12 protein-coding genes and 1 tRNA gene are annotated in these 13,878 nt (G+C 70.4%); 9 read left to right on the forward strand and 4 right to left on the reverse strand.

All coding sequences use genetic code 11. The annotated features are described in order from the left end of the window. Positions 1 to 1,609 (forward strand): substrate-binding domain-containing protein (locus AC3E6M_RS05325; protein WP_490529266.1); only part of this gene is annotated, 1,609 nt, incomplete at its 5' end. Between the two features lie 20 nt (positions 1,610 to 1,629). Here AC3E6M_RS05325 and AC3E6M_RS05330 read toward each other — a convergent pair. Then, complete coding sequence (locus tag AC3E6M_RS05330; RefSeq protein WP_490529267.1) at positions 1,630 to 3,027, reverse strand: threonine/serine exporter family protein; 1,398 nt, start codon at positions 3,025 to 3,027, stop codon at positions 1,630 to 1,632. Positions 3,028 to 3,203: 176 nt separating this feature from the next. Here AC3E6M_RS05330 and AC3E6M_RS05335 point away from each other — a divergent pair, with 176 nt between their 5' ends. From AC3E6M_RS05335 to AC3E6M_RS05370, 8 genes are all read left to right on the forward strand, one after another. Next, positions 3,204 to 4,490, forward strand: coding sequence for an aspartate kinase (locus AC3E6M_RS05335; RefSeq protein ID WP_138176006.1), 1,287 nt, complete (start codon positions 3,204 to 3,206; stop codon positions 4,488 to 4,490). Between the two features lie 64 nt (positions 4,491 to 4,554). Beyond that, positions 4,555 to 5,142, forward strand: a complete 588-nt coding sequence (locus tag AC3E6M_RS05340; RefSeq protein ID WP_171024319.1) for a DM13 domain-containing protein — start codon at positions 4,555 to 4,557, stop codon at positions 5,140 to 5,142. A gap of 82 nt (positions 5,143 to 5,224) precedes the next feature. Continuing rightward, entirely contained in the window at positions 5,225 to 6,295 is a 1,071-nt protein-coding gene (locus tag AC3E6M_RS05345) for an aspartate-semialdehyde dehydrogenase (RefSeq protein WP_138176004.1), read from the forward strand. A gap of 101 nt (positions 6,296 to 6,396) precedes the next feature. Then, the gene (locus AC3E6M_RS05350; RefSeq protein ID WP_138176002.1) at positions 6,397 to 7,869 is read left to right on the forward strand and encodes a malate:quinone oxidoreductase; all 1,473 of its coding nucleotides are present in this window, start codon (positions 6,397 to 6,399) and stop codon (positions 7,867 to 7,869) included. Positions 7,870 to 7,876: 7 nt separating this feature from the next. Further along, a complete protein-coding gene (locus AC3E6M_RS05355; RefSeq protein WP_138176000.1) occupies positions 7,877 to 8,482 on the forward strand; it encodes a thymidine kinase in 606 nt (201 codons plus the stop codon). A gap of 63 nt (positions 8,483 to 8,545) precedes the next feature. Beyond that, positions 8,546 to 9,574, forward strand: a complete 1,029-nt coding sequence (gene galE / locus AC3E6M_RS05360; protein ID WP_138175998.1) for a UDP-glucose 4-epimerase GalE — start codon at positions 8,546 to 8,548, stop codon at positions 9,572 to 9,574. A 66-nt stretch (positions 9,575 to 9,640) separates the two neighbouring features. Next, positions 9,641 to 10,375, forward strand: coding sequence for a FadR/GntR family transcriptional regulator (locus AC3E6M_RS05365; RefSeq protein WP_490529268.1), 735 nt, complete (start codon positions 9,641 to 9,643; stop codon positions 10,373 to 10,375). After that, positions 10,372 to 11,196: a siderophore-interacting protein gene (locus AC3E6M_RS05370; RefSeq protein WP_490529269.1), complete on the forward strand. Its 825-nt coding sequence runs from the start codon at positions 10,372 to 10,374 to the stop codon at positions 11,194 to 11,196. Before AC3E6M_RS05365 ends, AC3E6M_RS05370 begins: the two co-directional genes overlap by 4 nt. A gap of 22 nt (positions 11,197 to 11,218) precedes the next feature. Here AC3E6M_RS05370 and AC3E6M_RS05375 read toward each other — a convergent pair whose 3' ends face one another. From AC3E6M_RS05375 to AC3E6M_RS05385, 3 genes are all read right to left on the reverse strand, one after another. Further along, entirely contained in the window at positions 11,219 to 11,992 is a 774-nt protein-coding gene (locus AC3E6M_RS05375; protein WP_490529270.1) for an HAD-IIB family hydrolase, read from the reverse strand. 75 nt (positions 11,993 to 12,067) lie between these two features. Beyond that, positions 12,068 to 12,141: transfer RNA gene (locus AC3E6M_RS05380), tRNA-Pro, on the reverse strand. Positions 12,142 to 12,247: 106 nt separating this feature from the next. Beyond that, positions 12,248 to 13,768, reverse strand: a complete 1,521-nt coding sequence (locus AC3E6M_RS05385; protein WP_490529272.1) for a hypothetical protein — start codon at positions 13,766 to 13,768, stop codon at positions 12,248 to 12,250. Positions 13,769 to 13,878 lie beyond the last annotated feature (110 nt).

Consider the following 13,878-nt stretch of genomic DNA (forward strand, 5'->3'; position numbering starts at 1 on the left):
CAAGATCGGCGGCAAGCGGGTCACCAACCTGCGCTTGTCGGGCGAGGTCATCGCGAAGATCTTCTCGGGCCAGATCTCGAACTGGGACGACCCCGCGATCCAGGCCGACAACCCGGCGCTCGCGATGCCCGACCGCCCGATCACCCCGGTGTATCGGTCGGATGGTTCGGGAACCAGCGCGCAGCTCACACAGTGGATGTCGACGCGATTCCCGAACATCTGGACGCGGGGCATGCTGTCGCAGTTCCCGCAGATCAACTCCTCGTTCAAGGGGCAGAACGGCTCGCTCGGCGTCGCGGGATACGTGAGCCAGAGCTACGGCGAGGGGGCGATCACGTACGTCGAGTACTCGTACGCGCTGGGGGTGGGCTTCCCCGTCGCCAAGGTCCTCAACGAGGCGGGCTACTACGTGGCCCCGACTCCGGAGGCGGTCTCCATCGCTCTGCTGGGCGCACAGGCGCACGCGGATGGCTCGCTCGACCTGACGGGCGTGAGCGGCAACACCGACCCTCGTGCCTACCCGATCTCCTCCACGTCCTCCATGATCGTGCCGACGCAGACGAATCGGATCTTCACGGCTGACAAGGGGCGCGCGCTCGCGAGATTCCTCTCCCACGCGCTCTGCGCGGGTCAGCAACGTGCGCCGGGCCTCGGCTACGCGGCGTTGCCGTTGCCTCTCGTGCAGGACGCCGCCGCTCGGGTCGCCGACATCCCCGGCGCGCCCGGGCCCGTCGATCTCGCAGGCTGCGCCAACCCGACGTTCGGCCCCGGCGACACCGTCTCCGACAACGTCCTCCTGCGCACCGCGCCGATGCCGCCGGCCTCCGACAAGCGCGCCGGTGTGGTCGCTCTCGCGGATCTCACCGAGGCGCGCCGCACCCTCACGGTCGAGCTCGTGGACGGCGGCCCCCGGGTACGGGTGAACGCGGGGTCGTCCTGGGGTGGAGCGACGCTGCGGGCGGGGACGTTCTCGCCGACGGCGACGCTCGGACAGAAGACTCTGGATGCCACGGGCGCAGCCGTCATTGACCTGCCGGCCACGGTCGCTCCGGGCGCCGTGGTGCCGCTCTACCTCGCACAGAGTGATGGCACTGTGGTCGCCTGGAACAAGGTGACGATTCCGCCCGCCGGCTTCCCGCACCGGGCGGAGGGCGACATGATGGCCACGGTCACGGCATCCGGTCTGTTCCAGCTCTCGGCTCCGGTCTCGACGGCGGTGGCCTTCGGCGACCTGCGGCGCGAAGCGACCTCCGCCGCCCGCGCGCTGGGTCGCTTCACCATCACCGACGACCGTGAGACGCTCTCGGGCTGGATCCTGCAGATCTCCGTCGCCGACTTCGTCGCCGTCGCCGACCCCGCGGCGACGTTCGCGTCCAGCGCGCTGGGCTACGCACCCGAACAGGTCGCCCTCCCCGCCGGCGTCGTGCTGACCGGCGCGCAGGAGGCCGGATCCGCGGTGTATCCCGCGGTCCTGGCCACGGGTGAGCCGGGAACCTCCACGGCGCTTGCGGGGGCGACCCTCGATACCGCTCTGACCCTGCGCGTCCCGAAGGACACCCCCGTCGGCTCCTACCGCTCGACCCTGACGCTCACGTTGATCGCGCGATGAGGGCTGTGGGCGCGGTCGCTCTAGCGCCGTGACCGCGATCGCGACCGCACGACGCTCGACAGGGTCGCGCGCACCGGCTGGCCGAGATAGATGCCGAGCGAGGCGCCGACGGCAAGGGCGATGCCGATGGTCGCCGCGCCCACGAGAGTCGTGACTCCGGTCATCAGCACGGCGGGATCCTCGCCGGACTCCACGATCCCGAGGAGACCGCGGAAGACCGGGGCGCCGGGCACCATCGGCAGGATCGCGGCGGTGGTGACGGCGACCGACGGCACGTGCAGGCGGTAGGCCACGACGATGCCGACGAAGCTCCCGACGAACGCCCCGACACCGCTGGCCGCGGCCACCTCGAATCCGATCGACGTCGCGGCGACGTAGCCGAGCCAGGCGATCAGGCTGAGCGCGGCGCTCACGAGCACGATGCGGGCGCCCGCGCCGTTGTAGATGGCCACCGCGATCGCGATGACCGCGGCGCCGGTGAACTGCAGCGGCAGCGGGCCGAGGGGCAGCGCCATGGAGGGCGGCGACATCCCGAGGCCCAGCACGCGCACGGTCTCCAGCCCCGCGAGGATCCCGAGCACGACGCCCAGCGTCTGCGTCGTGAGCTCGAGGATGCGCCCGGTGGCGGTGAGGGCGAAGCCGTCGATGGCATCCTGTGCCGCGCCCACGACGGTGAGACCCGCGAGCATGAGCACGATCCCGGATGCCACGATCACGGACGGCCGGATCGTCTCGGCCGCGTCCAGCCCCGTGTAGCGCAGCAGCGGCGAGAGGGCCGCGACGACCGTGAGGACGAAGCCGCCGGCGATCTGCGCGAAGAAGTACGGCACGCTCGCCCGCGCCAGCAGGTGCTGCGTCAGGGCGGCCAGAGCGGCGGCCACGAACGACAGCACGAGCGCGAGCCAGTTCGCGCCGAACATGATCGCGACCCCCACTGCCAGCGTCGCCTGCGCGACGATCACCGCGGACGGGCGGTATCGGAAGGGCAGTCGCCGGATCGCGCGGCACCGGGAGGTCGCGGCATCCAGGTCGAGGCCCTCGGCGATGTCGGTCACCAGTGCTTGGAGCCGCTGGAGCTTCGCGTGATCGGGAACCGACCCCCGCACGACCCGCAGGAGCGTCGTCGGGTGGGCGGCGCCGGGCAGGCTGTGCGCGATCGTGATCGAGTTGTACGTGACGTCGACGTGGACGGGATGCAGGCCGTAGGCCCGACACACCCGGACGATGGTCCAGGTGACGTCGCTCGCGGGCGCGCCCACGACGAGCATCGTCTCGCCGATGCGGATGGCCAGATCCAGGATGCGGGTGGCCAGGGCACCGTCGATGACGGTGAGGAGCTGTGTCTCGGGGGCGAGGGCCTCTTCGCTGTGGACGAGACGCCGCAGCGACGACAGCCATCGAGCGGGGGTGGGGGACATCCGGATCGCTCTCGGCAGACGGGGGGACGGAACGCCCCGATCCTATCCGCGTGCCCCTGCCCGCTCCCCGCATGGCGGCGGCGGCATGCGGTCGCCTCTAAGATGAACCCTCGGGTGCGGCATCCGAGCGCCCCGTCGTGGCATCCCGACGCCCGTCCCCTCCGGGAGTTCCTCTTATGGCGCTGATCGTCCAGAAGTACGGCGGCTCTTCCGTCGCCGACGCCGAGAGCATCAAGCGCGTCGCCAAGCGCATCGTCGACACGCGGCGCGCGGGCAACGAGGTGGTCGTCGCCGTCAGCGCCATGGGCGACACGACCGACGAACTGCTCGACCTCGCCGGGCAAGTCGCCCCGATCCCGGCCCCGCGCGAGCTCGACATGCTCCTCTCCAGCGGCGAGCGCATCTCGATGGCGCTCCTGGCCATGGCGATCCACTCGATGGGCTTCGAGGCGCGCTCGTTCACCGGCAGCCAGGCGGGAATGATCACGGATGCCACGCACGGCGCCGCGCGCATCGTCGACGTCACGCCCGTGCGCCTGCGCGAAGCCCTCGACGAGGGCGCGATCGTCATCGTCGCCGGCTTCCAGGGCTTCAATCGCGACACCCGCGACATCACCACGCTCGGCCGTGGCGGCTCCGACACCACCGCTGTCGCGCTCGCCGCGGCGCTGAACGCCGACGTGTGCGAGATCTACAGCGACGTCGACGGCATCTTCACCGCCGACCCCCGCGTCGTGCCGTTGGCCCGCAAGCTCGACCGCGTCGGCAGCGAAGAGATGCTCGAGCTCGCCGCCAACGGCGCGAAGGTGCTCTACATCCGCGCCGTCGAGTACGCCCGCCGTCACGGCGTCCTCATCCACGCCCGGTCCACGTTCAGCTCGGGCGAGGGCACGTGGGTGCTCGACGCCTCGAAGAAGTCCCCGCTCGTCCCCGAGGGAGCCACCATGGAAGAGCCCATCGTCGCCGGCGTCGCCACCGACCTCAGCCAGGCCAAGATCACCGTCATCGGCGTGCCCGACGTCCCGGGCAAGGCCGCCGAGATCTTCAAGATCGTCGCCAAGTCCGGCGCCAACGTCGACATGATCGTGCAGAACGTCTCGGCTGCCGCGACCGGTCGCACCGACATCTCGTTCACGTTGCCCAAGACGGATGCCGCGATGGCGCTGAAGGCGCTCGCCGCCGATCAGAGCGAGGTCGGGTTCGAGAGCCTCGTGCACGACGATCAGATCGGCAAGCTCTCGGTCGTCGGCGCCGGTATGCGCACGCACTCCGGTGTCTCGGCCACGCTGTTCGAGGCGCTGAGCCTCGCGGGCGTGAACATCGAGATGATCTCGACCTCCGAGATCCGCATCTCGGTCGTCGTCCGCGGCGTCGACCTCGCCGAGGCCGCGCGTCTCGTGCACACCGCGTACGGTCTCGACAGCGAGATCGAAGCGACGGTGCACGCCGGCACCGGCCGCTGACCCGAGGTTTTCAGCGCTCCCGCAGGTGCGCCCGCTAACTTTCGCGCACCGGAAGGAGCGCGAGGTGGCACGCACGGGAAAAGTCCGTCGATCACGGTGGTGGTGGGGGATCGGTGCGGGGGCGGTGCTCGCCGTCGCCGTCGTGCTCGGCCTGATCTTCCAGCCGTGGCTCCTCTTCGTCGACGTGCGCGTGCAGGACGAGATCCCCGCCGCCGTCGTCTCCTCGGCCGCGGCGTCATCGCCGGCACCCGTCTCCCCGGCCGAGGAGACCGTCGAGCCGGTCGGCCCCGCCCCGCCCGCGGGTCCGGTGGATCTCCTGGCCGGCACCTTCATCAGCCATGAGCACGAGACGACCGGGACGGCCCGGGTGATCGAGAACCCCGACGGGTCGCGTCAGTTGGCCCTCGTCGGACTCGAGACCTCGAACGGCCCCGACGTCCACGTCTGGCTCAGCGCCGGGCCCGTCGTCGAGGGCACCGACGGGTGGTTCACCGCCGGCGGGTACGACCACATCGACCTCGGCCCGATCAAGGGCAACCTCGGCGATCAGCTCTATGAGATCCCCGCCGACGTCGACCTCTCGGTGTTCCGGAGCGTCGACCTGTGGTGCGTGCAGTTCGGGGTGTCCTTCGGGGCGGCCGCGCTGGCATAGGTCACGGTTCCGGACGTGATCCGGTCGGCGTGTCCCGGCCCGCTAGAATCTGGATTTCACCCACGAATCCCGAGGACTTCGCATGACCCGCATCTCCGATTCCGGAATCTCTCTCGCCGTCGTCGGCGCCACCGGTCAGGTCGGCACCGTCATGCTCGAGATCCTCGCGGAGCGGTCGTTCCCGATTCGTGAGCTGCGTCTGTTCGCCACCGCGCGATCGGCGGGAAGCTCCATCGATTTCGGCGGGCACTCGATCATCGTCGAAGACGTCGCCACGGCCGACCCGGCCGGCGTCGAGGTGGCGCTGTTCTCCGCCGGTGCGACGGGGTCCCGCGCCCACGCACCGCGGTTCGCCGAGGCCGGCGCCCTGGTGATCGACAACTCCAGCGCGTGGCGCATGGACCCCGAGGTCCCGCTCGTGGTCAGCGAGGTCAACCCGCACGCGATCGACGAGGCCGTGAAGGGCATCGTCGCCAACCCGAACTGCACGACGATGGCGGCCATGCCGGTCCTGAAGGTGCTGGATGCCGAGGCGGGCCTCGAGCGTCTCATCGTCAGCACGTACCAGGCCGTCTCCGGCTCGGGCCTGGCCGGCGCGCAAGAGCTCCTCGGCCAGGTCGAGGGCGTCCTCGCGCAGGGCGGCGTCGAGCGTCTCGTCCGCGACGGTTCGGCCCTGGACTTCCCGCAGCCCGAGAAGTACGTGGCCCCCATCGCGTTCGACGTCATCCCGTTCGCCGGCAACCTCGTCGACGACGGCATGAACGAGACCGACGAAGAGAAGAAGCTCCGCAACGAGAGCCGCAAGATCCTCGAGCTTCCCGACCTCCGGGTCGCGGGAACGTGCGTACGCGTCCCCGTCTTCACCGGTCACTCCCTCAGCATCAACGCCGAGTTCGCCCGCGACCTCACGCCCGAGCGTGCCCGTGAGCTCCTCGCCGACGCCCCCGGCGTCCGCCTCGAAGAGGTGCCCACGCCTCTCCAGGCCGCCGGGACCGACCCCAGCTACGTCGGCCGCATCCGCGCCGACCAGTCGGCTCCCGAGGGCAAGGGACTCGTGCTGTTCATCAGCAACGACAACCTCCGCAAGGGGGCCGCGCTCAACGCCGTGCAGATCGCCGAGCTCGTCGCGCAGAAGCTCTCGACGCGCGCCTGAGCCCTGGCATCCGGATGCCGCGAACCCCGCGGTTGTCTCGACATCGAAGCGACCGATCTCTCGATGTCGAGACACCTTCGCCCGACGCCTAGAATCGACGGGTGACAGAAAACGTCGACGTTCTCCTCATCGGAGGCGGAATCATGTCCGCCACCCTCGGCACCATGCTGAAGGACCTTCAGCCCGATCTGAAGATCGCGGTGCTGGAGCGGCTGAGCGACGTCGCACAGGAGAGCTCGAACGCCTGGAACAACGCGGGCACCGGTCACGCGGCCCTCTGCGAGCTCAACTACATGCCGAACAACGCCGATGGTCCGCTCGACCCGGCCAAGGCGGTCACGATCAACGAGCAGTTCCAGCAGAGCCGGCAGTTCTGGGCGACGCTGGTCTCCGAGGGTGTTCTCGACGAGCCGTCGACGTTCATCAACCCCACCCCGCACATGACCTTCGTGCGGGGCGAGAAAGATGTCGCGTACCTGCGCAAGCGGTACGAGGTGCTCAAGCAGCAGCCCCTGTTCGCGGGTATCGAGTACAGCGAGGACTCCCGCGTCATCAACCAGTGGGCGCCGCTGCTCATGCAGAAGCGGCGCAAGGGCGAGCCGTTCGCGGCCACGCGCGTTCCCGCGGGAACCGACGTCGACTTCGGTGCGCTCACCCGGCAGCTCTTCGCGGGGCTGCGCGAGAAGGGTGTCGAGGTCGTCACCAACCACGAGGTCAAGAAGCTCAAGAAGCGCAAGGACGGCCGCTGGGACGTCTCGTACCGCCACACGATCGGCCACACCCCCGGAACGATCACCGCGAAGTTCGTCTTCGTCGGCGCCGGCGGCTGGGCGCTGAAGCTGCTGCAGCGCTCCGGTATCGACGAGATCAAGGGGTACGGCGTCTTCCCGATCGGCGGGCAGTGGCTCAAGACCTCCAACCCCGCCCTCGTCGCCCAGCACCGCGCGAAGGTGTACTCGCAGGCCTCGGTGGGCGCGCCCCCGATGTCGGTCCCGCACCTGGACACCCGCGTCGTCGACGGCGAGACCTCGCTCCTGTTCGGCCCGTTCGCCACCTTCAGCCCGAAGTTCCTCAAGAACGGCTCGATGCTCGACATCGTCACCCAGGTGCGACCGCACAACATCCTGCCGATGCTCAAGGTCGCCGTCGACAACCCGGGCCTGCTGAAGTACCTCGTCGGCGAGCTGCTCAAGGGCCACTCCCAGAAGGTCGAGAGCCTTCGCGAGTTCATGCCGACGGCCCAGGCCGAGGACTGGGAGCTGCTTGACGCCGGTCAGCGCGCCCAGGTGATGAAGCGCGACAAGGACAAGGGCGGCGTGCTGCAGTTCGGCACCGAGGTCGTCACCGCCGCCGACCACTCCATCGCCGGGCTCCTGGGAGCTTCGCCGGGTGCCTCGACGGCCGTCTCGATCATGCTGGGCCTGATCAAGACATGCTTCCCCGAGCGCATGCCCGAGTGGGAGCCGCGTCTGCGCCAGCTCATCCCCAGCTACGGCGAGACGCTCAACACGCGTCCCGAGGCGGCGCGCGCCGAGCTGGATGCCACGGCCCAGGCGCTCGCGATCAACGCCTGACCCGCTCATGGCGAAGCTGTACTTCCGCTACGGAGCGATGAACTCCGGAAAATCGACGGCACTGCTGCAAGCGGCGTACAACTACGAGGAGCGCGGCCAGCGCGTGCTGCTGGCCAAACCCGAGATCGACACGAAGGGTGCCGATCAGATCGAGAGCCGTCTCGGCGTCACCCGCCCGGTGGACTTCCTCGTCGGCCCCGGCGACGACCTGCGCGAAGTGTTCCACGCTGCCGCCGGTCACGCCCCCGTCGCGTGTCTCCTGGTCGACGAGGCGCAGTTCTTCACCCCCGCACAGGTCGACGACCTCCTGCGGGTCGCGGTGCTCGATGGCATCCCGGTGCTGGCGTACGGCATCCGCACCGATTTCCGTACCGAGGCCTTCCCGGGTTCGGCGCGTCTGATGGAGATCGCGCACAGCCTCGAAGAGCTGAAGACCATCTGCCGCTGCGGTCGCAAGGCGGTCTTCAACGCGCGGCTGGTCGGGGGTCGCTTCGTGTTCGACGGCGACCAGGTCGCGATCGACGAGGAGCAGATCGCCGGCGAAGTGACGTATGAGTCGATGTGCGCCGCGTGCTACCTGCGCGAGTCGGGCGGGCGGCTCGACGGGCGCTGAGGCGCGTCTCGACGCCCCTCGGTGTCGTCCGGTCGCGCCCGTGCCGACCGATACCCTGGAGGCATGCGCGTACTCCTGGCCGGCGGTGCCGGTTACATCGGAACCCACACGGCCGTCGCTCTGCTGGACGCCGGACACGACGTGGTCCTGCTCGACGATCTCTCGGGCACGCACGCCGTCGCCGCTGAGCGCGTCGAACGGATCACGGGCAAGCAGGCTCCCCTGGTCGTGGGCGACGCGGCCGATGACGACGTGGTGACCGCGGTCTTCGACGAGCACGGACCGATCGACGCGATCGTCCACCTCGCCGCCTTCAAGGCGGTGGGGGAGTCCACCCAGAAGCCGCTGGACTATTACTCGAACAACCTCGACACGACGTTCGCGCTCCTGCGAGTCGGCATCGCGCGCGGCATCCGATCGTTCGTCTTCTCCAGCACCGGTACCGTCTACTCGGACCCCGCCGATCTGCCGTTCACCGAGGAGTCGACAACGAGCGTCGACCTCTCCAACGCCTACAGCAAGTCCAAGCGCATGAACGAGGTCGTGCTCGCCGACGTGGCGCGGGTGAACCCCGATCTCAACGTCACCGTGCTGCGCTACTTCAACCCCGTGGGCGCGCACCCGTCCGGCCTCATCGGCGAGGATCCCGCCGGCATCCCGAACAACCTCATGCCGTACGTCTCGCGGGTGGCGATCGGGACCCTCGACGAAGTGGGCATCTTCGGCGACGACTACGACACCCCCGACGGTACGGGCCTCCGCGACTACATCCACGTGGTCGACCTCGCCGAGGGGCACGTCGTCGCCCTCGAGCAGGCCCAGCCCGGGCACCAGGTGTTCAATCTCGGAACCGGGCAGCCGGTCAGTGTCCTGCAACTCGTCGCGTCGTTCGAGAAGGCCGTCGGCCACGAGCTGCCGAAGAAGATCCTCGACCGGCGTCCCGGAGACGTCGCCGCCACGTACTGCGACCCGACCAAGGCCGCCGAGGTGCTCGGTTGGCGCACGCGTCTCACGATCGACGACGCGTGCCGCGATTACTGGAACTGGCAGACCACCAACCCCGCCGGTTACGCAACCCGGGCCGAGGCGTGATCCTCCGCGCGTAGGCTTGTGTGGTCAGGCCACACGGGGTGGCGTGTCGTCGAACGAAGGAATGCCATGCCGGACTCCGAACTGCGCGCCTGGCAAGTGGTGCTGGAACGCGTCGAGGGCGATCTCCGCGACGGGCGGCTCCTGCCGGGTGACCGGCTGACGCCCGAGCGCGAACTCGCCGCCCAGCTGGGTGTGGGCCGATCGAGCGTCCGCGAGGCGATCCGGGTGCTCGAGGTGCTCGGCGTGGTGCGCACGGCCACGGGATCGGGTCCCTCGTCGGGAGCGATGATCGTCACGACGCCACGGGGCGGGCTTGCCGCCTTCCTGCGGCTGCAGGTCGCCGCCAGTGGATTCCCGCTCGACGACGTCGTCCGCACCCGCATCGTGCTGGAGTGCGACGTGGCCGAGACCCTGGCCGCGCGCGACGCCGACTTGGCCGAGATCCACAGCATCCTGGATGCCATGGACGCCAGCGATCTCGGGCGCGACGAGTTCCTCGCTCTCGACGCGCGCTTCCATCAGGCCCTTGCCGAGGCGACCGGCAACGCGGTGGTCTCGGCGATGATGGCGGGTCTGCGCAGTTCGATCGAGTCGTACACGCGATCCGGTGCGGCGCTCCTGGACGATTGGGGGGCGATGTCCGCGCGATTGCGCGACGAGCACCGGGCGATCGTCGAGGCGATCAGCGACGGCGATGCCGTCGCGGCCCGCGATCGCATCCGCGCGCACATCACCGGCTACTCCGCCGACGTCGCCGCCGTGCTGGGTGTGCGCGATGACGCGGGGGTGCACGCCGCGTGAGCGAACGTCCGGTGCGTCCCCCACGGCCGCAGCATGTGCTCGAGGTCGTCTCCGCGGAGCGGCTTTCGCCCCACCTCGTGCGGGTGCGCGCGCGAGGCGCCGACCTGTCGGCGTTCCGCGAGAGCCCGCACACCGACCGCTACGTGAAGATCACGTTCGTCAAGCCGGAGCTGAGCCTGGAGCCGCCCTACGACCTTGCGGTGCTGCGCGAGACCCTCGCGCCCGAGGATCTGCCGGTGACCCGCACGTACACCGTTCGCGAGGTCTCGGGCGACGAGATCGCGATCGACTTCGTCGTCCATGGCGACGAGGGACTCGCGGGACCCTGGGCGGCTCGCGCACAGCCCGGGGAGCGTCTGGTCGTCTCGTCGCCGGGTGGCGGCTACGCGCCCGATCCCGAGGCGGATTGGCATCTGCTCGCCGGTGACGAATCTGCTCTGCCGGCGATCTCGGCGGCTCTCGAAGCGCTCGGGCCCGATGCCCGCGGTGCGGCGTTCATCGAGGTCGGCGGACCGTCCGACGAGCTGCCGGTGACGGCGCCCGCGGGCGTCGAGGTCGTGTGGCTGCACCGGGGGGACGGCATCCACGCGGGCACGTCGCGCGTGCTCGGGGACGCTGTTGCGGCGTGGTCGGTTCCGGCCGGGCGGGGGCACGTGTTCGCTCACGGGGAGCGCGAGGCGATGAAGGCCTTGCGCGAGGTGTTCTTCACCGCCTGGGGGCTGGAACGCTCCCAGGTGTCGCTGTCGGGCTATTGGGCGTACGGGCGCACCGAAGACAGATTCCAGGCCGAGAAGCGCGAGCCCATCGGCAAGATCCTCTGAGCGGGCGCCGTGTCCGGTGGCGTCAGGCGCGCGTCGGTAGCGTGGGGATGAGGGCGTCCAGGTAGTCCGCGGTGTCTTCCCAGCCGTGCACCGCGTGGCACTCGACGCCCATCGCGAGCACGGGGTAGTCGTTGCCGTCGGGGTCGAGGCGGTCGCCGACGAAGAGCATGTCGTCGAGGTCGATCCCGGTGGCTTCGGCGAGCTTGCGCATGCCGTAGGCCTTGTCGATGCCGCGGTGGGTGATGTCGACCGAAGTCGATCCGCCCGAGCGCACCTCGAGGTCGGGGATGCGCGCGGCGACGGCCTCGCGCAGGCTGTTCTTCTTCTCGCCGGTCGGGTCCCACGCCATCTTGGCTTCGAGCGGCGCGCTCTGGCCGAGGGCCGAGAAGGTGATCTGCGAGCCGCGGTCCTCGAGGATCTCGCCCCACGGCTCGGCCTCCCACAGACCCAGGCGCTCGGCCTCTTCGCGGACCGCCGCGAGGGCGCGCGACTTCTCGTCGTCGGTGAGGGCGTGCGCGTACACCGTCTGGATGCCGTCGTCGCTGAGGCGGTAGTACTGCGTTCCGCACGTCGGCATCAGGTGCAGGTGCGAGACCAGATCCGTCGAGGCCGCGGGGAGGCGCTCGACGACCTGGGTCTTGAACTGCTGGAGCTGACCGCCCGAGATGATCGCGACCTCGACGCGCTCGGCGAGAGCGAGCAGCAGGTCACCCATGCGCGGGTCGATCGCGGTCTTCGACGGGGCGAGGGTGTCGTCGAGGTCGAAGGCGACGAGGCGGGGCGAGGTATCGGACACGGTGCTCCTGAGGCGGGTGAAGTCGGTATCTCGGTACACGAGAGGCTCCCCCCGAAGGGGGGAGCCTCTCTGCGGTCGGGGTGACAGGATTTGAACCTGCGGCCTCGTCGTCCCGAACGACGCGCGCTACCAAGCTGCGCCACACCCCGTGGCCAACCCGACTAGTCTACCCCGTCCGCGCCCGTGCTTCGAACCGGGCCGCCGGGCGGGCGCGTCGTGGATGTTCACCACGCCCGCCCGCCCGGCGGGGCCGGGTCAGGAGGTCGCGGCCGCGCGACGCCGTGCGACGACGGCCAGGACGATCCCGGCCGCGATCGCGGAGGCCGCCAGACCACCGGCGGCGGGCAGGCCCCCGCCCGGGACGCCGGTCGACGCGAGAGCAGCGGCGGCCGGGGGAGCCGGGGCCGGCGGCGGGACGATCGTCGCGGTGGGGGTGGGGGCGGGCGTCGGCGAGGACGGCGGCGGAGGGGTGACGAGCTGCTCAGTCTGCGCGGGCGTGGCGAACCGTTCGATCCAGGAGTACCGCGTCGGCAGATGCGCGACGGTAGCGGGGTCCTGGTCGGTGCGCTCGATGCGCCAGACGGCGGTGTAGACGCCGGGGCCGGGGAGCGGCTCCGTGGTCGCCGTGGTGTAGGTGCCCGGCCCGATGGCGGGATCGGTCGTCAGCTCGAGATGGGCTACCGGGGTCAGCCCCGCGGGGATCTCGGCCGCCTCGGCCGGGAACGCACCCGTGCGGTAGATGTCGGCGCGGGCCCGCAACGAGACGAGCGATCCGTCGGCGTGCCGTGGCCACAGGCCCTCGCCCGGTGAGAACGTCACCTCGTCGACGAAGCGTCCGTCATCGAGGTGAGCGAGCGTGCGGATGCGGGGAGAGAACTGCACCGGCCGGGGTGTGGCATCCTCGGCCGTCAGGTCGAAGCGTTGCGGCTCGGCCGGTCCGGCCGACTCCTGCTGCCCCGGCGTCGAGAACAGGCGTACGGCGGCCGCGCGCACCGTGAAGGCGCCGCGGGCCCGCACGGTGTAGGGGCGCGCGTCGGTACCGGCGGGGGGAGACGCGAGGATGGGATACGCCGTGCCCGCGACCACCCCGGAGCGGTCGGCGGCGCCCGTGTCGGCGAACACGGCGCCGTCGAGGTGCAGACCTCCGGTGGCGTCGGGGTCGACGTCTGCCGTGACGGTGCCGCGAGTGGGGTCGTCGGTGTCGGTCGTGAGCGTCAGCGTCCCGCCCACGCGGGGAACACGGATCGTCGCAGCCTCGGCGAGGTACTGCTCGGCGCGGTCCTGGATCGCCGCACTGTTCTCAGGACTCGCGCGGCGCATGATGTGGTCGATCGCCGCGCGCAGGGAGTCGCCCTCGTACCCCCACGAGTGCAGCGTCGTGTCGCGGTCCACGATCGACTTCACCGCCCAGCCGACGCTCGCGGCCTGCACCGGATCATCGGTCTGCCCGTACGTCGTCACGAGGTGGTTGATCGACACGAGCTGCTGGGGCGACAGCCCGGTGGACTCGGTCTGGACGCCGCGGTCTGTCGTCGGTCCCGTCGCCACCGGCAGCCCGGGGTGGATGCAGTAGGTGTGCACGTCGCCGACGCGCATCGAGCCGTGCCAGCCGGTGGACGACAGCGGCGCCCACGTGCCGAAACCGGTGCCCCGGTCTGCGGCGTGGGCCGGGGCGGTCAGGAGCGCCGGAGCGGCGAGGGCGGCGGCGGCGGCGATGATCAGCGCGAGCGCGGTCGAGGTCGCACGGCGGCGCCGGCGCGGAGGAGGATGGTGCATCGGGTGTCCCTTCGTTCGAGGAGACTCGATCCTCCGACGTCAGGCCCGCCCCACGACGACCGAAAGGGCCGATCCGTGGACGGATCGGCCCTTTGGTGCGCGGGGGAGAA

It is taken from the genome of Microbacterium sp. SCPM-O-B-15248 (M128) (assembly GCF_058214835.1).

Excerpts from the sequence above, each read along its gene's own strand:
- AC3E6M_RS05330 (WP_490529267.1), bottom strand. The coding sequence starts at position 3,027 with ATGTCCCCCACCCCCGCTCGATGGCTGTCGTCGCTGCGGCGTCTCGTC.
- AC3E6M_RS05335 (WP_138176006.1), top strand. The coding sequence starts at position 3,204 with ATGGCGCTGATCGTCCAGAAGTACGGCGGCTCTTCCGTCGCCGACGCC.
- AC3E6M_RS05345 (WP_138176004.1), top strand. The coding sequence starts at position 5,225 with ATGACCCGCATCTCCGATTCCGGAATCTCTCTCGCCGTCGTCGGCGCC.
- AC3E6M_RS05355 (WP_138176000.1), top strand. The coding sequence starts at position 7,877 with ATGGCGAAGCTGTACTTCCGCTACGGAGCGATGAACTCCGGAAAATCG.
- galE (WP_138175998.1), top strand. The coding sequence starts at position 8,546 with ATGCGCGTACTCCTGGCCGGCGGTGCCGGTTACATCGGAACCCACACG.
- AC3E6M_RS05365 (WP_490529268.1), top strand. The coding sequence starts at position 9,641 with ATGCCGGACTCCGAACTGCGCGCCTGGCAAGTGGTGCTGGAACGCGTC.
- AC3E6M_RS05385 (WP_490529272.1), bottom strand. The coding sequence starts at position 13,768 with ATGCACCATCCTCCTCCGCGCCGGCGCCGCCGTGCGACCTCGACCGCG.